Annotated in this window: 14 protein-coding genes; all 14 read right to left on the bottom strand. The window is 46.0% G+C overall.

The window, feature by feature from the left end; genetic code table 11:
* Nucleotides 1-552, bottom strand: coding sequence for a PepSY-associated TM helix domain-containing protein (locus WKU26_RS05210; RefSeq protein ID WP_340321155.1), 552 nt, complete (start codon nucleotides 550-552; stop codon nucleotides 1-3).
* Nucleotides 533-1,078 carry a hypothetical protein gene (locus WKU26_RS05205; RefSeq protein ID WP_178267225.1) on the bottom strand — a complete coding sequence of 182 codons (546 nt, stop codon included), beginning with the start codon at nucleotides 1,076-1,078 and terminating at the stop codon, nucleotides 533-535. Before WKU26_RS05205 ends, WKU26_RS05210 begins: the two co-directional genes overlap by 20 nt.
* Nucleotides 1,079-1,107: 29 nt before the next feature.
* Complete coding sequence (locus tag WKU26_RS05200; RefSeq protein WP_340321154.1) at nucleotides 1,108-2,340, bottom strand: DUF4857 domain-containing protein; 1,233 nt, start codon at nucleotides 2,338-2,340, stop codon at nucleotides 1,108-1,110.
* 33 nt (nucleotides 2,341-2,373) lie between these two features.
* Nucleotides 2,374-3,048 (bottom strand): hypothetical protein, encoded by a 675-nt coding sequence (locus WKU26_RS05195; protein ID WP_340321153.1) that lies wholly within the window; start codon nucleotides 3,046-3,048, stop codon nucleotides 2,374-2,376.
* A gap of 5 nt (nucleotides 3,049-3,053) precedes the next feature.
* On the bottom strand, nucleotides 3,054-3,932 hold the full coding sequence (locus WKU26_RS05190; RefSeq protein WP_340321152.1) for an ABC transporter ATP-binding protein: 879 nt from the start codon (nucleotides 3,930-3,932) through the stop codon (nucleotides 3,054-3,056).
* 78 nt (nucleotides 3,933-4,010) lie between these two features.
* On the bottom strand, nucleotides 4,011-5,615 hold the full coding sequence (locus WKU26_RS05185; RefSeq protein ID WP_340321151.1) for a DUF6850 family outer membrane beta-barrel protein: 1,605 nt from the start codon (nucleotides 5,613-5,615) through the stop codon (nucleotides 4,011-4,013).
* A 28-nt stretch (nucleotides 5,616-5,643) separates the two neighbouring features.
* Entirely contained in the window at nucleotides 5,644-6,963 is a 1,320-nt protein-coding gene (locus WKU26_RS05180) for a DUF4876 domain-containing protein (RefSeq protein WP_340321150.1), read from the bottom strand.
* A gap of 13 nt (nucleotides 6,964-6,976) precedes the next feature.
* Nucleotides 6,977-9,913: a TonB-dependent receptor gene (locus WKU26_RS05175; protein WP_340321149.1), complete on the bottom strand. Its 2,937-nt coding sequence runs from the start codon at nucleotides 9,911-9,913 to the stop codon at nucleotides 6,977-6,979.
* Nucleotides 9,914-10,371: 458 nt separating this feature from the next.
* Nucleotides 10,372-13,542, bottom strand: a complete 3,171-nt coding sequence (locus WKU26_RS05170; RefSeq protein ID WP_340321148.1) for a glycoside hydrolase family 2 TIM barrel-domain containing protein — start codon at nucleotides 13,540-13,542, stop codon at nucleotides 10,372-10,374.
* 49 nt (nucleotides 13,543-13,591) lie between these two features.
* A complete protein-coding gene (locus WKU26_RS05165) occupies nucleotides 13,592-14,809 on the bottom strand; it encodes an aminotransferase class V-fold PLP-dependent enzyme (protein ID WP_269878024.1) in 1,218 nt (405 codons plus the stop codon).
* A gap of 30 nt (nucleotides 14,810-14,839) precedes the next feature.
* Nucleotides 14,840-16,183 (bottom strand): Fe-S cluster assembly protein SufD, encoded by a 1,344-nt coding sequence (gene sufD / locus WKU26_RS05160; RefSeq protein WP_340321147.1) that lies wholly within the window; start codon nucleotides 16,181-16,183, stop codon nucleotides 14,840-14,842.
* Nucleotides 16,184-16,185: 2 nt separating this feature from the next.
* The gene (sufC, locus tag WKU26_RS05155; protein WP_178267235.1) at nucleotides 16,186-16,938 is read right to left on the bottom strand and encodes a Fe-S cluster assembly ATPase SufC; all 753 of its coding nucleotides are present in this window, start codon (nucleotides 16,936-16,938) and stop codon (nucleotides 16,186-16,188) included.
* A 22-nt stretch (nucleotides 16,939-16,960) separates the two neighbouring features.
* Entirely contained in the window at nucleotides 16,961-18,412 is a 1,452-nt protein-coding gene (gene sufB, locus WKU26_RS05150; RefSeq protein WP_340321146.1) for a Fe-S cluster assembly protein SufB, read from the bottom strand.
* Nucleotides 18,385-18,921, bottom strand: coding sequence for a CvpA family protein (locus WKU26_RS05145; protein WP_178267237.1), 537 nt, complete (start codon nucleotides 18,919-18,921; stop codon nucleotides 18,385-18,387). Before WKU26_RS05145 ends, sufB begins: the two co-directional genes overlap by 28 nt.
* Between the last annotated feature and the right edge of the window lie 37 nt (nucleotides 18,922-18,958).

Genomic DNA, 18,958 nt, shown 5'->3' with positions numbered 1-18,958 from the left:
TTAGCTCAACAGTATATAGGCCAGAGGAATAAGGATTCCGACCAGCAGATACCATTTGCCTCTGCCTTTCAGACCGTTTTTCCCTTTTACCATCCACATCCCCGAAAGAGCAAAGAAAATGAGGGAAATTGCAAAAAAGTCGCTCATGATGTTCCATCCTTCTACACGGTTGTAATGAAGACGGTTGAACCAGTATACAACGGGGCGTTTCTTGTGTACTTCATAATCCAGTGTACCGTTGCCGGAATTGTAGATTCCTACTCCGCCATCCAGCATCAGACGGATGTTTTCCTCGTCTACCGGGAAGACACGTTTCAGGGTAGGAAGTCCTTCGGTTGCATTCCACGTTTCGGTCAGTGCTTCCTTATCCATGCCGGCTTTCCAGGTCAGTGTGGCTTCTGTGGTCTGAAAAGAAGGGTCTTTCCCGTTCATGTGGTTGAGCAGCATGCCCGATACCCCATAAATCAGACTGACTCCTACCATGAGGAAACCCAAATCGCGATGGATTACACGCAACCAGTATGAAAAACTTTTATTCTTCCACCACTTCATAGTTCGTTCCGTCTATATAATAAATGGAATAAAAATCTTTTTGGTTGTCTTTCATCCATTTGCGCATGTTGGCAATGTTTGCGGTTTCCGCATCGCACGATTCTGCCGAGCCGTCGTCTTTCACCTTTTTGTCGTTGATGGCTTCTTCCATCTGGTCGATGTATTCTTTGGTCAGACGGTTTTCACGCAAGATACCTTTAATGATGACTTCCGAGCCAATCAGTTCGCGGTTGAATCCGCCGATTTCTCCTTTGGCTTCTACGCGGATAGAGGTTTTCTGGTCTTTACCGGCTACGAAACATCTTCTTCCGGAATGTTTGCAGGTATGGGTGATGAAACCACGTAAGCTTACTTCTTTTCCTACATTCTCTTCTGCTTTTGCCAATATGTCTTCTACGTACTGTGCCTGACTGGCGGTTACGGCAGTAGAGTCGGCTGTGTCTGCATTGTTCTTTTTAGAGGCGTTGCCGCAAGCGGTGAGGTTCAGTCCTAAAATGGCTACTAATAAATATACATACTTTTTCATACTTGTTTGTTTTTTATTGATTTATACATTCAGTTTTCTTTTTTCATAATCAGTAAGGCTACCCATCCCGGGATACCGGTCAGCAATACCCATCCGGCACAGAGTCCGCGTCGGGCAGGAGAGGTGCGTCGGAAGAGAAGCAGTGCAGAAAGCGCCAGAAGTGCATTCAGTAGAAAAGCTTTCCAGGTTCCGGTATGCCAATAGAGGTTGATAAAGGCATTCTCTTCGCTTTGCAGGGAAAGGCGGAAAGGAAAGAGCCACTCCGAAACACTGTCCCACATGACTTGTTTGACAGGCTGGTAATAAGAGGAGAGGCAAGACAAGGTTTCCGTATCCAATCCATATGTATCCATCCCTTGACTGTCGGTAACAGATACGGTCCAGTAGAGAAGATTGCCTAAGATGGTGAGCTGGTCTTTTTCCGGACAGAAAGGACGTATGTCGAGACAGCGGAAGAAATAGCCGCCTTCTGCTGTACTTTCTATGATTCCCACTTCACCCTCACGACCGAAAACAAAGCCGTAGAACCGTTTGTCGGATACTTCACTCATGACAAACCAGCGTATATCCAGCGAGTCGCTGAGATGAGTATTTTTCACGAAAGGACGTCCGTTTACCATCTTTAAGTGAAAGAGTTCCCCGTGGGCATCCAGACAGAAATAACCTTCTTCGTAAGGCTTGCGGGTAGAAGGATTTCCCCAATAGCCTTGTGCCGGAAAGGCAAATCCTTTTTTCTGCATTTCTTCCTGAAAGCGCTTGCTCTTCTTTTCGTCTGTGGTATTGGTCTCTGCATCGGTGAAAGTAATCCGGTCTGTCAGAGTAAAATAGTCGCCGGGCAAGGTCAGTTTGCCGCGTTTGGGCATCGCTTCGAAAAGTACGCCCATAGGAGGCTGAGGCATCTGCATGTCTTGCGGACGGTAACGGAACATGACTTGTGTCATGCGTAATGTTTTCATGTCTATGGCATGACCGTCGATGGAGTCGGGCATAGTGCCGTCCAGCATCAGCTGGCGGGCATTGAGCAGCGGCAGCAGAGAGTCGTAGTCGGCACGGGCATACCGGTTTCCTTTAATGTCGGAGAAGAAGTCCGGATGGGTGCGGAAGTCTATCATGCAGAGTTCCTTCAGACGGGCACTATAGTACATGAGCGGGTATCCTTTCGATTCGTCGGTCATTTTTTGAGCCAATGAAGGGATAACCCAACTTCCTACCAGTGTGGTAAAAGCGACAATCGCGATAAATATAAGATTCTTGTATTTCATTTCGTCCTTGTTTTTAGTGTACGGGAAGAGAGATTACTGGATGCCGTTCTTGAAACGCGCGCAAGAGTAAAGCGGAAAAAGAAGGGCCAAAAAGGCGATTGCAATACTTTCGGCAAGAAAGTGTGCGTATACACCGGGATATTGCGATACGTAGAGCATGGCGATACCTGCTGTCCCTGTCAGCGCATTCCATATACGCTGTTTCCATTGTGGTTCGATGCATACCCATGCGGTGAAACCATACACGGCAATACCTGCCATGCTCCATGGAAGCAGTTGCCAGCCCAGCTGGCGCAACACACCGGCCGGCAGATAAAGGCTTCCGATACCTACAAGCACAACCTCGAAAAGGAAGAAAAGGAGCAAGAGAGCGCACAGACCGTACAGCAGCATGCTGCTCATGATACGGATTTCCTGGGCAGGAAGATGCAGGGTGAGCTTCAGCCGTTTGTTGGTCATCTCCGGTACAAACTGTGTCAGCGCAAGAACCAGTCCGGCCAGCAGTGTGAGACTGGCAAACCAGGGAGCTACAGAAACACCTTGATAAATGTGGCTGTACCAGGTATGGACTGCTCCTTCGAGACGAAGACTGTATGTGATTTCAATAAATGTGTAGGTCAGCACAGCGGCAAAGAGCAGCACCAGTACACCGATAATGCGGCGTGTCTTTATCCATTCTTTGTATCCTAATGCATAAAATAAATTCATACGATTCAATATTTACCTGTTAAACCAATAAATGCGTCTTCCAAAGAGAGATTTTCTTCTTTAAACTGTTCTATTCCGTATTGTTTCAGCTTATGAGCGACTTCTGCTGTAGGGAGGAAGGAATACAGTTCCCAGTTGTTTCCTATGCGTTCGCAATTCCAGATGCCTTCGTCTTGTCCGAAGCGGATATCGGCAGAAGAAGTGAAACGGAAACGGCGGAATCCTTCCATGATTTCCTTTACGGGTTTGTGCAGAAGCAGACGTCCGTAGTCCATAATCATACAGTCGTCTATCAGCAGTTCCATGTCCTGAATAATGTGGGAGGTGAGGAATACAGTCTTGTTTTCTGCCGAAGCATATTCTTTCAGATATTCTACAAACAGACGGCGGTATCCCGGGTCGAGCCCCATGGAGAAGTCGTCGAGAATAAGCAATTCCGGATCTTGTGCAAACAGCAGTCCTAAAGCCACCTGTGAGCGCTGCCCGCAAGACATGGTACTTAGTTTTTGGGAGGGGAGTACCTGTAGCTTTTTCAGCAGTTCGTAGTAGGCATCGCGGTTCCATTTGGGAAAGAAGCCGCTGTAGAAACGCTCAATCTGGCCTACATTGAAATAGGTATGCTGTACGTGGCCTTCGAGCAACAGACCGATACGTGCTTTGGTCTGTGGGGTGAGGTGTTCCATTTCTTCGCCAAAAAGCCGGCATACACCGCTCCGGGGCTTCAGATAGCCGTTCAGGATGTTGATAATGGTAGTTTTCCCGGTTCCGTTTTTACCCAATAAACCTAATACCTTGCCTTTTTCTACTTCAAAACTCAGGTCTTTGTAAATAAGCCTGTTGCCGTAATAATGTGTGATTTTATCGCATTCAATGATTTTATCCATGTTGTTCGTTTAAAAGTGTTGCAAAAATAGTGCATTGGGAAATGCTGCGCCATCCCCATTTGTAGGTATTCTTACGCATCAGAACCGGCATCCGATGTGCAAGCCGATATCATGCCGGTCTGTTCCGGTCTGTGTGGTACGGTATGCACGCGTGTACTGATAAGACACTTCTCCATACAGTTCCAGCTTTTCGCTCCAGGCATATTCGTAGCGCAGGGCGGTTCCTGCAAGGCTCCTTGGCGCTGTATAATATTCGAACTCCTGAAGCAGAAGGTCTTCTCTGCTGAAGGGTGCCTGCTGGTTGCTGCCCGGAGTAGTATAGAGGCCGTCTTCTTTCAGGGTACCTCCTCCTGTGCCGTATCCGGCTTGCAGGCGTAGGGTATATACTCCTTTGCGGTGTGGGATGCTTCGTGCGGCATGGGCTATGGCTTCTATCTGATGAAGGTCTTGCTTGCGGTAATAAGGATATACGGAAGTGGTGGTATTCCGTGCATAAAACGAGGTTCGGATACCGGTAATCCATTTCGGATTCCGACCTGCCCGACCGGCATAAAGTGTATAGTCCAGTTTGCCTTTCCATTCCTTGCGGTCCATTACTTCATTGCTACCGTAGTAAATGATTTGGGTGACGTTCGACTCGTCTGTAGATTCTTTGTACGAGTTCTCGTAATTTTTCAGATTATGACAGCTTATACCACCATCTATAATGTGGGTGCAGTTGCCTTTCCGGTAAGACAAGCGTCCGTTGTATCCTTTATCCGTACCTTCGTGGGTGGTAAAGGTGACTGAGGTGGAAGTGCCTTTGCCGAACCTGCCCTTGGGAGAATGGAAGAATACTTCGCTGAACCATTGCAGGCGAGGAGAGAGGTGCCACAAGCCTTGCAGGGAAAGACCGTGCCATTCGGTGAACAGTGGGGTACGGCTTGCGGTATAGCCGCTTTCGCCGAAGGCTTCTTTCAGTCCGTAGAAATTGCCGTAACTGATGAGGGAATAATACTGGATATCCTTGTTGCCGTAGGTGGCAAACTCTACGGCCTCATTGTTGCGGTGATAGTGGTACGAGAGTCCGACAGCCCATGCCTGGTTAATCTGCCAGTTGATACCGGCAGCTACCTGCATGTCCATCAGTGTATTTTTATGGCGCAGGTCTTTGTATTTGGCATAATTGGCTGCGGTATAGTCTATGGAAGCTCCGATGCTGAGTTGGGGAAGTGCCTTCCAGCCTATTCCTCCCTGTAGATGATAAGTCTCCATCTTCTTGTCTCCCTTGTTGGAAGAGTTGGCTTCTACAATGTGGAAAGGAGCAGACGGATTGATGAAGGCGGTTCCTTCCATATCTTTCCCTTTAGATTGGAGGTAGCCCATGGCTCCGTAGAGGGTGATGTTCCGGTTCAGACGGTAATACGATTCGGTGTGAATACCTCCCTGGGTATGGTGCTTGCTTTGCTGGTAGTTGTAAAACGAGCCTTGGCCAATGTGGGCGGAGACTTGCAGATATGACAAATGTGCAGGTAGGGACAAGACGGTGAGAAACGCCGGGTTGTGTCCGGCTGTCGTGGTTTCCTGATGCACGGATGTGGCAAAGTCTGCCAGTTGATGAGGCTCGGCAGCGTATATGTCAGAACAGGTGAGGCTATAAGCCCCACCTATCCCAAGTAACAGGTAATGAAATTTTTTTCTCATGTATAAATCGTATTCCTCGGTTGGAAGATTAGTTTCTCAACGACGACTTGGCACGCTGGTGGAAGTCTTTGCTTGAGTTGTTGGTATCCTGATAAATGATGCGGGCTCCGTTTTTGAGAGATGCTTCGGCATCGATACCACTGGGGTCTGTACTGCCTTCTGTACCTCCGCTGTACTGGTAGACCAGCTTGTCTTTATTTCCGGCAATGGCTTCGGTAGCTGCCTTGTCTACATTGCGGTAAAGGGTATATCCCATTCTGCCAGTAGTTTCAATGTATCCGGCATCTACGGCTTCTGTCAGACGTTTCAGTGCACCCGACTCTCCGGCTTTGAAGACTTCGATACCGTCTACAATCCATTCATTGGGTACTTTCTTTCTACCCATCACCTGACTTCCGCCGTAGTTGTTTGTTGTATTGGGGTCGTCGACAAAAGCCTGCAAGGTTGTTCCTTCGGGACGGAAAAGGAAGAAAGCCGGAGAAACCTGGCTCAGCGGCCATGCATTGCCTAATCCGTAGACCATTGCACTGAGGTAGTGTGAAGTAGGGATGGCAGAAGAGGGAGCCGGATAGTATTTGGTATTGCTCAGTCCTGAAGACGGATCGTAGAAGCAATAGTAGTCGGGGTTTGCATAGTTGACAGACTGGGAATAAGTGACGGTGTTGTCGATGGCTCCGCACATGTTGACTACAATCTGTTTACCCGATTCCAGTTCTACCTGTGTGTTGAAATGCCATACAGCCATTCCTGCCGGAGTCCATCCTTCGTTTTTGTAGAAAAGTTCTCCGTTTACATAGTCCTTGTTTGCCGAAGTGGCATTGTAAGGATTGACCATGGCAAAGGCGAGGTCGCTGATATCGACTGTGACAGGCGAGTTGTTGTAAAGCACTACCGACTGGTCGAAGTTGAAGCCTGCGCCTCCTTCATCATCCGGACAGCCTCCGATGTAAAGTTCCTTGATGATGACCGAGCCGCTGTTCGATGCCACCAGTTTCAACGTGATGCTGAGTGGTTGGTTGCCGACCACTACATTGGAGTTTACTCCATTGAAGACCACTACATCGGTTCCGTCTACCCGGGTTTCGGTAGCCGATGCTTCGTAGGTTCCGGAAGGAATCTGGAAGACAGCCTCTCCGCTGGCATTGGTCTTGGCATCGTATTCGGTGTTGTTCACGGAGTTTCTCAGCGTAACTACGACGTTTTCTGCCGGAGTAATGCTGCTTTCCGGATACTCAAGTTTTACTATCAGTTCGGTGGTCTGGTATCCGTTTTCATTGTGGTCGTCGCTGCAAGCGAAGCTTACTGCTGCCAGAATCAGGCAGCACAAGAGATAGAGATTCTTTTTCATATTGCTTTAATGTTTATAATTTCAGCTTCAGTGTAATGCCATAGTTGAAAGTCGGCACATATCCGGAGCCGAAAAGACTGACGTCGGTACCGGTATGATATGATTTGATTTTTCGCATGGTATCGAAAAAATTATTGGCATAAAACGATACGGTCATGTGTTTGCCGATTTCTTTTGTTACATTCAGATTGGCGGAAAAGTAAGGAGAATACTTCCATTCCTTGAACGTATATCCGGAATTGCTTTTCATGACCAGTTTGCTCAGTTCATTGTACAGCTGGGTATCGTTTTGTGCAGCCCAAAGATAGGTTTCCATGAAAGGCTTCAGGTTGTGGATGTCATCCCTGCTTACGTAATAAAGCGGGTAGGTAGCCACATAGTGATCGCCTTCGTAGATACTTCCGCCCGAAGCAGAAGGCAGATTACTGTCTCTGTCATCCAGAATATAGCTTCGGGTACCTCCGCTGTATTCGCTCAGGTTCTGGCGGGAGTTGATGAATGTTCCTTCTACACGGAGAGAGAAAATCATTCTTATTTTAGGTATGTGGGTCGTAATGGTAAGATTGGTGTTCAGCTGCTTGGTAATCATTCCATTGTAGTTTCCTGTCCCTCCCACGTAATAGCCTACATACTGATAAGGCTGTCCGTCGGCCGAGCGAAGCGAACTGGACGACTGATATAATTCTTCGTCAATGCCTTTGTAGCGGTAGTATTTACCGTCGAGACGGATGGATGTATTCAAGGCTTTGATTTTATCGAAATCCAATACCCATTCTACTCCCATGCGGCTGGAAGAAGATGTGTTGAAGCTGATGGTAGCAGTCTCCCAGTCGTTCATGACCGTATAGTCCAACTGCTGCGAGGGGTAGGTACCAGTCTTGTCGCTTACGGTTACAATACCGGTTGTACGGTCTATCTGATACACTCTGTCATCAGCAGGAATCGGACACGATTCGAGAGCCGACTGGTCGGTAAACTTATACTCCATGGGGGTATAGACTGTTTTTCCGTTCGAGGCGTAAGGGTGATTCATCGTATTGTAATAAAACGATACAGAGGCCTTTACACCTTTGAAGCGTGCATCAATCCCTACTTCGCGCATGATGTTGTATTGCCACTTCAAGTCTTTGTTGTATTGCAGACTGCTGGGGTGGGTGTAGTAGGCATAGTAGGCAGTGCCATCGGTAGTGGTGGTGGCTGCAAATGCCAGACGGTCGCGGTAGGTGGTGCGTGGGTAAAGAATGTCGAAAGAGGGGAGTTTGACAGCTTTTCCCCATCCGGCACGCAAGGTAATTCCCTGCAACCAGCCGTCTTTCTGTTCTGCAAAGGTATAACTGGTGTTGAGTCGGGGAGACAGACTGCTTACGGTACCGTAGGCCGATTCTTTGATGAAGGTCATATCCGAGCGTAGTCCGAACTTTACGCTGAGGCGCGAGGCGGGGAACTGTACCTTTATTTCATTCTCGGCATACAAGGCGAGGTTGTGGGTAAAGGGAAGTTCGCTATAGCGGTATTCACGCCAGTCGGAGGTAGTCAGTCTGTTTTCGTAGTAGACTCCTTCTCCTGAATTTCCGTCTCCTTTCAATTCTCCTCCAAGAAGAAGGTTGTTGCTTATTTTTCCGAAACGGTGTGCCCATCTGGCCTTGAGATAGGCATTGTATGTAAGAGGTTTACTGTCTGTAAATGCTGTCTGATACCAGTACCCTACGGGAAGGAGGGTAATGTCGGCGTTGGGATTGTCTTCGTATTTTTCTCCTACAAAATAACCTTCTTCCATGGAGTGGATGGAGGGGTAGGTAGAAGCCATGGACTGGCGGGTACGTACTTCGGACAGCTTGTCGGTGTACGAGAAAGAAAGACCGGCACTTAAATTGGACAACCAGGCTGAGTTGGCGAGATACGTGGCCGAGATGCTTCCCCGAAGAGCGTTGTCGCGCGACTTCTGGTACGTGTTGTTGAATGCATCGGGATCGGATTCGGAATTGAGCCCTCCGATGTTTCCACTGAGGTTGACATCGAAATCCACCTGCTTGTGACGGGCAGTAAGGAAGGTATTCGAGTATTTCAGCGTGAGTGCATTGCGTACGTATGAGGTATAGGGAGAAGCCAGATCGGATACCGAACGGGCACGCTCGTAAGAGGTGTTGAGCATCCCCCGGTGTGCACCCAGGTCGAAGCCTTTGCTCAAAGAATAGACCTGTGTATGAGGACGGGCACTGGCTTCGAACAGGAATGGGGTTTTTCCTTTGAATGTTTTTACTTTGACCATCCCGTTGGTTATGTCGCCATATTCAACCGAAGGAACTCCGGTTATGACTTCGATACTTTCGATATGGTTGCTTCCAATGTTTCTTAAATCGGTGCCCGACATGCCTTGTGTGGCATTGCCGGAAAGACGTACTCCGTCTACTTCTACGGCTGTACCGAAGGAGGAATTACCCAACTCGCTGCTGTTTCCTCCGCGTATGGCAATACTTTGTGATTCGGTTAGTTTGTATGTGGTACTGGTACGTTCGCCCGGGAGCATGCTGATGGCATCGGCCACGCTGATAGACTGAAGATGGTCTAATACGGTGCGGTCGATGGTATAGGCTGTGGTTGCATCGTCTGCTTTCCGGCGGGCGGTTACAGTGACCTCATCGAGTGCCAGTGTGGCTTCTTTTAAGTAGATAGTCGGGTTTTTATCTTTGGAAGAGCGGATAAGGTAGGTCTGGGTTGCATATCCCAGGCAACTGATGGTGAGTTTGGTGTTTGATGCTGGTATGTGTTCCAGACGGAAGTGCCCGTCTTTGTCGCTGATGGCACCCGAACCGGTTGCCTCTACCCATACGGTAGCAAACTCGATGGGAGAATTGGAACTGCTTTCCAAAATACGTCCGGTTACTGTAATGGTTTGCGCCTTACAGAAAATGCTTATACATGCCAAGAAAACTACCAGAAAATATCGCATATACCTTATACCTGTTTGAAATCCGGTGCAAAATTACGGGAAGCATAGTTGCGGCACAATCACCATTTGTTGGTATTTATTGGGATAGGGAGAGGGATAAAAAAGTCCCGGTAATGGGTTTATCCATATGAAAAAGAATGGATAAACTTATCGCCATAGATATAAGTTTAAGGTCTTATTCGTTCGTTTTATTCGACGACGTCGGCTGCACGAACGACGTCGTCGGCTGTACAGCCAACAGCGTTGATTTTATAATCAACGACGGCGATTAAAGCCTCCCATGCCTGTCGCTACCTTTCTATTCTTGTTGCATGATATACATGATATGTTTGTCAAGAGGTCTTGGATTCAGACTCCAGTCTTTTCTGTCTGCATTGCTGGGGATGGAATATCCGGATACAAAAAAGGCCGTCTCAAAGTGAGTTGAGACAGCCTTCATAAATGTATCTAAATGATGATTATTTCACCGGACTGATGCGCAAAGTGTATGAGTAGATACCACTTGACGGACACCAGTATTTTTCGATGGTTTGCGGACCGCAACTTCCGTTACCTACACCACGCTGCATATAGTCGAAGTGGGCTACGGTTTCTTTCAGCGGTTTCAAATCCCACTGGTGACGGGTTTCAGACATGGTGACATCGTCGTGATGCAACAGAGAGAAACCTACCTGTCCTTCTGTTTCGATACGGATACCCTTATGCTGCTTGTTGGTGAACACCAGTTCGCGCAAGTCTTCGCGGTTGCCGCTGGTTTGCGGGTGCATGTATTCTTCCTGCATGTCGCTTACGGTTGTTTCGTAACGTCCGAAGTAAGAACCCATCTTACGGTCGCTGTAGTTTTCCCAAGGACCGCGTGCATAGTAAGATACATTTTCAAGACCTTCGGCAAAGAGGGCTTTCAGACCGATACGGCGAAGTCCTTCCTGACCCGGCATGAATGTAGCTTTTACATCTACTGTTCCGTTGGCATAGATGGTGTATTGCAGTGTGTAAGGACAAAGCGCATCGCGTGAAGCGGTAACAACTACCGATTTGCCGTCTTCCGAAGCTTTTACGGTAGGAACTGCATCTTTTACTTTGCTGTCTTTGTCTGTGTTGGTATCGTTTTCAATCCAGCGGAAGTTATCGTATACGAATCCACCGTTGGGCGCCAATACTGCCATGGTACCGTATGTGTACTCAGTGAGCAGAGAAGATTTCTTGTCGAATACCATTTTTACTACATTGTTGGAAATGGTATAAGCTGTAGCTGTTTCTTCTACTTTGAGTGGCTGTGCCTTGCTGCTTACTTCTACTGCTTTCAGTGTAGCCGGGCGTTCCTGCAGACAGAACTGGTTGGATGCTACAATGTGGCCGGCTTTTGCCCAGCGTGTATCTTCTTTCTGTTTTACTTCGAAAGTGATGAAGTATTCGCTTCCAGCTTCCAATGCTTTCACCGGAGCTGCAATCTGAACAGACTGGTCGGGAGCAGTAGCAGGGATAGCGATGTTTTGTACACTTTCTACCGGTTTACCGTCTTTCAGTACTGTATACGAAAGAGTGAACTGGTCGAGGTTAGTGAAATCGTATTTGTTTGTCAGACTCAGCGTCTGAGTAGCTGGGTTGAAGTTGGAGAATTTGATGTATTGGTATACATGTTTCATTTCATTCAACTTCGGAGTTTCGTGACGGTCGGCAGTAATCACACCGTTGTTCACAAAGTTACCCTGATGAGGTCCCGGATAATCGTAACCACTGTGCAGACCAGTCTTGATTTTACCTGATTTCAGTTCTGCCGGATCGTAGATAGCCTGGTCTACCCAGTCCCAGATACAGCCACCGATGGCACTCTTGCTGCGTTCAATCATGTCCCAGTATTCTTTGAAATTACCCAAGGCATTACCCATACAGTGTGCATATTCGCACATGAAAGTCGGTTTACCGTTATGGTTGGCATCCGAATTGTATACCATCCATTCCAGTGTAGGATACATTACCGATACGAAGTCGCTGGGGGCATCGCCAAATCCGTTGTAATATCCTTCGTAGTGGATGTAGCGATTGTCCAGTTTGCGGACTGCATCGTAAGTAGCATAGAAGTTGGAACCAGGAGAGGCCTCATTACCCAATGACCAGAAGAATACAGACGGATGGTTACGGTCGCGGTATACCATACGTACGGTACGGTCGATAAACATCGGCTTCCATGATTCCTGACTGGAGATACATTCGTGCAGCTTGTCACCGCTGTGGTTAGCCCAATTCAAGTGGCACTCTACATCGGCTTCGTCCATCACGTAAAGTCCGTAGTAATCGAACATGGCATACATCTTGGCCTGACGTGGATAGTGGCTGGTACGTACGGTGTTGACATTATTACGTTTCATCATCAGAATGTCTTTCAGCATCATAGGTACATCAATGGCACGACCCAGTTCGGGGTGTGTATCCTGTGTGTTTACTCCTTTGAACAAGACTTTTTTGCCGTTTACAAGTACCACACTGTTCTTGATTTCGATATGACGGAATCCGTATTTGGTAGAGAATACCGATTCTTCCTTGCCTTTTTTGTCTTTCTGACGTACAATCACGGTATAGAGTTCCGGAGTTTCAGCAGTCCAAAGTTTCAGGTCTTTCAAACCTTCTTTCTTGAACTCAATCTGTTGCTGCTTTTCACCTTTTTTGAACTGTACATTCTGTGAGAAGGTAGCAACGGTCTTGCCTTCCGGATCGAGCAACTCAGCTTCGATAGTTTTTTCGTCTGCTTTACCGTCGCGGTTGTCGATGTCCAGTGCTACATTGAAAGTACCCGATGTATAATGATCAGCTTCGTTCAGTGTGCTGGTGATATAGTGGTCGCGTACGAATGTCTTCGGAGTAGAGAACAGATAAACATCACGGTAGATACCGCTCATGTGGAACATATCCTGTCCTTCCAGATAACTGCCGTCGCTGAAGCGGAATACCTGTACAGATACGTTGTTGTTGCCTTTCTTCACATAAGGAGTGATGTCGAACTCGTGATCGTTGTTGGCTCCTTGTGTGTAACCTACGTATTCTCCGTTCACCCATACAAAGGCTGCACTGTAAATACCTCCGAAGTGAAGGAAAGTACGTTTCTTATCCCATCCTGCAGGCAACATGAAAGTACGTTGATAAGAACCTACCGGATTTTCACCATATTGTCCTTTGAACTCATCGCGCATCTGGATGTAAGGAGGATTGTCTTTGAACGGATAGTCTACATTGACGTAAAGAGGATGGTCGTATCCTTTCATTTCCCAGTTTGACGGAACTTCAATGTTATCCCATTTGGAAACATCATATCCTTTTTTGTAGAAGTCGGTGGGACGTTTGGATGGTTCGTCTACGAAATGGAATTTCCATACTCCGTTGAGCGACAGATAGGCAGCTTTAGTAGGAGTTTCCCATGGGAAATCGTAATATTTGTCCGCTTTCATGGAAGCGGTAGAAGTATAAGGAATATAAGTAGCATGTCCTGCTTCTTTATTCTCTTCAAAGCGGGTTTCATCTTCCCAATAGTTGCGTGTAGCTTCCTGTGCCTGTACATGGACAAAGGAGCTGAGGCCTGCTAAAAGTAAACTGAAAGCAGTAACCTTTTTTTTCCAGAATAAATGCTTCTTCATAGGATAAATTAAAAAATGAATATTAGTAACAAAGGTTGGAGTGTATTACTTATCCAAACATTTTGCGTACTCTCTCTATGCCTGCTACCAGTGCATCGATTTCCTCTTTGGTATTGTATAATCCCAATGAGGCACGAACCGTACCTTCGATACCTAAGCGGTGCATCAGCGGTTCGGCACAATGATGTCCGGTACGAACAGCAATGCCTAATCGGTCGAGTAATGTTCCCATATCGAAGTGGTGTATATCTCCGACAAGGAAAGAAATAACTCCTCCTTTGTGTTTTGCTTCGCCAAAGATACGCATTCCGGGAATTTCTTTCAAACGCTGCATGGCATAAATGGTTAATTCATGTTCATGTGCAGCTATATTGTCCATTCCAATGGCAGAAACATAGTCTAATGCTTTGGCCAGGGCAGTGGTACCGATGTAGTCGGGAGTTCCGGCTTCGAATTTGAAAGGAAGTTCGTTGAATGTAGTCTTTTCAAAACTTACATTCTGAATCATTTCTCCTCCACCTTGATAGGGAGGGAGCTTGTCGAGCCAGTTTTCTTTTCCGTAGAGTACACCAATTCCGGTAGGCGCATATATTTTATGACCACTGAATACATAGAAGTCGGCATCGATATCTTGTACGTCGATTTTCATGTGGGGAATACTTTGTGCCCCATCGATAAGTACGGGTACCTGATGTGCATGTGCAATGGCTGTGATTTCTTTTACTGGATTGATGGTTCCCAATACGTTGGATACATGAGCTACGGAAACCAGTTTGGTACGCGGAGAAAACAGTTTCTCGTATTCGTCCAATAGCAACTCTCCCTGATCGTTCATCGGGATGACTTTCAGCTTGATTCCTTTTCGGGCTGCCTGCAACTGCCAGGATACGATGTTGCTGTGGTGCTCCATGACCGATACAATCACTTCGTCTCCTTCTTGCATCTGGCTGTCGGTAAACGATGATGCTACGAGGTTTATACTTTCGGTAGTACCTCTGGTAAAAATGATTTCGGAAGTGGAACGTGCATTGATAAACTTACGTACTGTTTCTCGGGAAGCTTCGTGCAGATTTGTAGCCTGCTGGGAAAGGAAGTGAACTCCCCGGTGTACGTTGGAATTGACGGAATAATATTCGTCTGTAATTGATTCTACTACGCAACGGGGCTTTTGTGTTGTAGCCCCGTTGTCTAAGTAGATTAGAGGTTTGCCGTATACTGTGCGTGACAGTATAGGAAAATCTTCTCTTATTTTTTGTATGTCGTACATATCAGACTTTTTCTTTGTGTCAAAACAGATTTATTTACAGATGGCACAACCTTGGCATTTGTTCAGTTCGCCGCGGAAACGTTTTTCAACCAACAGGTGAAGACGGTCGCGAAGAGCTTCCATGCGGATGTTGTCGATGACTTCGTTGACAAAAGCAAACATCAGCAACAAGCGTGCTTCCTTCAGGCTGATTCCACGTTGTTGCATATAGAACAATGCATTTTCATCGAGCTGACCTACGGTAGCACCGTGTGAGCATTTTACATCATCTGCATAGATCTCCAGCTGTGGTTGTGTATACATACGGGCTTCTTTGGTCGCACAAATGTTACGGTTCGTTTGTTGTGAAGAGGTGTGTTGTGCACCTTCACGTACCAGCACTTTGCCTGCAAAGGCACCAACTGCCTGATCGTCCAATACGTATTTGAACAACTCATTGCTGGTACAATCTGAAACCTTGTGGTCAATAAAAGTATGGTTGTCTACCTGTTCATTTTTATCGGCAATAGCCATACCGCACAGATTGATTTCTGCTCCACGGCCGGAGAGTGTAACCTCTGTTGTATTGCGGGTTGTACCGTTATGGAGTGTCATACCATTGAGTAAAACATTGCTGTTCGCCTCCTGGTTTACATACAGATTACTGAAGCGTACTGTGCTATTATGAGTTTCTTCCAGTTCGTATAAGTCGAATACGGCATTTTCGCCAACAAAGACTTCTACGACTTGGGTAGAAAGGAAATTAACTTCATCCATAGCATGGTCGCATACAAGCAGTTTGGCTTGTGCACCATCTTCCAGCACGATGACAACACGGCGGTTGACCATTGTGTTGATATCTGCACGGAGGATGTTGACTAACTGGATGGGTTTGTCAACAATGACATTTTTCGGTATATACATGAATACACCGTCCTGTGCAAACATGGTGTTGAATGCTACCACCCCATCTTTCGATGTGTCAGCCAGTTTGCCGTAGTACTTCTTGACTAACTCCGGCTGTTTGGTTGCAACGTCTTTTAAACTGCCGAAAATCACTCCTTCCGGAAGATGTCCGGTAGGTTGTGTATGCTGGTAGAAAGTATCATTTACCACGAAGTATAAGGATGTACTCATGTTGGGCACATCGCATTTGAATACTTCATACGGATTGACCGGAAATTCCAGTCGTTTGAGATTCAAACCATAATCGGGGGCAAAGTACTTGCTAACTTCTGTATATTTATATTTCTCTTGCTTCGTTGTGGGGAAGCCAGCCTGTTCAAAATCAGCAAAAGCCTTTGCGCGGGGAGCGTTGAGTACTTCTGTACTGTTCTTGCAGATAAGGGCTTCACATTGAGAGAAGAGATCAATATATTGTTGTTCTGCTTTCATGCTTATTCTCCCAATTCTTTTTTAATCCAGTCGTAGCCTTTTTCTTCCAGTTCCAAAGCCAGTTCCGGACCTGCTGTTTTTACAATTCTTCCTTTATAGAGTACGTGTACGATATCGGGCTTGATGTAATCCAACAAACGCTGGTAATGAGTGATGACAATACAGCTTGTTTCAGGAGTCTTGAGCTTGTTTACTCCTTCTGCAACAATACGTAGTGCATCAATGTCCAAGCCTGAATCGGTTTCGTCGAGGATGCTGAGTTTAGGTTCCAGCATGGCCATCTGGAATATTTCATTTCTTTTCTTTTCACCTCCCGAGAAACCTTCGTTTACAGAACGATTGGCCAATTTACTGTCCAGTTCTACGATTTCACGCTTTTGGCGCATGAGTTTTAAGAATTCGCTGGCAGATAAAGCCGGAAGTCCTTTATATTTGCGCTGTTCGTTTACGGCAGCGCGCATAAAGTTGACCATGCTTACTCCCGGAATTTCTACCGGATACTGGAAGGACAGAAACAAGCCTTCGTGGCTTCTGTCTTCTGCGCTTAAAGCAAGAAGATCTTTCCCGTCGAAAGTCACACTTCCTTTTGTTACTTCATAGGCCGGGTGTCCTACCAGTACGTTGCTTAATGTACTTTTACCAGAACCATTAGGACCCATGATGGCATGTACTTCACCTGCTTTTACCGTTAAATTGATTCCTTTCAGAATTTCTTTGCCATTGATTGTGGCATGTAAATCTTTTATTTCTAACATACGTGTTGTTTCTTCGTTAATATTATCCTACACTGCCTTCCAATGAAATGGAGAGTAATTTTTGCGCTTCTACGGCAAACTCCATGGGCAGCTTGTTAATTACTTCTTTAGCATAGCCATTGACGATAAGTCCGATAGCATCTTCCGTTGATATACCACGCTGATTGCAGTAGAATACCTGGTCTTCTGAAATCTTGGACGTGGTTGCTTCATGTTCTACAATGGCAGTATCATTGTGAATATCCATGTATGGGAAAGTATGTGCTCCACATTGGCTTCCCAGCAGGAGAGAGTCGCACTGGCTGTAGTTGCGTGCATTTTCTGCTTTTTCTGCCACACGAACCAAGCCTCTGTATGAATTCTGGCTTTTTCCGGCACTGATACCTTTGCTGACAATGGTAGAACGTGTGTTCTTTCCTAAGTGTATCATCTTTGTACCTGTATCGGCCTGTTGATAATTGTTGGTTACCGCTACAGAATAGAATTCGGCAATGGAATTGTCGCCGCTTAGAATACAGCTTGGATATTTCCAGGTAATGGCAGAACCAGTTTCAACCTGTGTCCATGACAGTTTACTGTCTACCCCTTTACAGTTTCCTCGTTTTGTTACGAAGTTGTATACTCCTCCTTTTCCTTCAGCATCTCCCGGATACCAGTTCTGCACGGTAGAGTATTTCACCTCAGCACGGTCTAATACAACAATTTCAACGATAGCAGCATGCAGCTGGTTCTCATCGCGCATAGGTGCAGTACATCCTTCCAGGTATGATACGTAACTGTCGTCATCTGCTACAATCAGTGTACGTTCAAACTGTCCGGTATTGGCCGCATTGATTCGGAAGTAAGTAGAAAGTTCCATCGGACAACGTACCCCTTTTGGAATATATACAAACGAACCGTCGCTAAACACTGCAGAGTTTAATGCAGCAAAAAAGTTGTCTCGGTATCCTACTACAGAACCAAGATATTTTTTTACCAAGTCAGGATGTTCGCGTACAGCTTCACTCATGGAACAGAAGATAATACCTTTTTCCATCAGTGTTTCTTTGAAAGTAGTCTTTACTGAAACAGAGTCCATCACAGCATCTACCGCCATTCCGCTCAGTGCCATCTGTTCTTCCAAAGGAATTCCCAACTTATTGAATGTCTTTAATAATTCAGGATCAACCTCATCTAAACTTTTAGGACCTTCCTTTTTCTTTGTAGGGTCTGCATAATATGAAATAGCCTGATAGTCTATTTCCGGGATGTTCAGATGTGCCCATGTCGGCATTTCCATTGTCAGCCAATAGCGATATGCTTTAAGGCGGAATTCGAGTAACCATTCCGGTTCTCCTTTTTTGGCTGATATAAGCCGTACCACATCTTCATTCAGTCCCTTTTCGATAATATCTGTGTGAACGTCAGTCGTGAAGCCGTATTTATACTTCTCCTGAGTGAGTTCTTTCACATATTTATTGGGTTCTTGTAGCATATAATATCAGTATCTATTAGTTGTTTGGTTACACTTTTAATTTTAGGAATAAATATTCCGGAGAAATCTTTTATCGGATAATATAACAATGATTTGCTCTTTGTGGTTGACTGAATTAAGTTATCTTTAGAATCAATGTATTCTATGAAATAAACAATCATGCTTGTAAGCAGAGCAAATTTAATGACACCCAGTCCGGCTCCCAACCATCTGTTTATAAAGCCAAGATGAATGGCTTCTACAGCTTGTGATAACATGGAAGCCAATAAAGAGATAGTTAAAGGCACTACTAACCAGATTAGAAAAAATGCTATTGTTTGTCCAATAGAAACAGAGGTTCCCAGTTCAACCGCCAGTTTTTCTCCAACAGAAGCAAACAAGGCACGTGCCAGAAGTAATCCGGCTATGAGCCCGACAATAGACGACAGTTGTTTTATGAATCCTTTGGTAAAGCCTAGTATTGCTCCGATGAATATAATACCTATAATTGCAAAGTCGAGAGTTGTCATTTTATTAATAAAAATAATGTCATTCTGAGTGCGTAAT

Origin of the sequence: Phocaeicola sp. HCN-40430 (genome assembly GCF_037890285.1) — a bacterium.
GTDB lineage: Bacteria > Bacteroidota > Bacteroidia > Bacteroidales > Bacteroidaceae > Phocaeicola > Phocaeicola acetigenes.
This window is presented reverse-complemented; position numbering and strand designations above follow the sequence as displayed.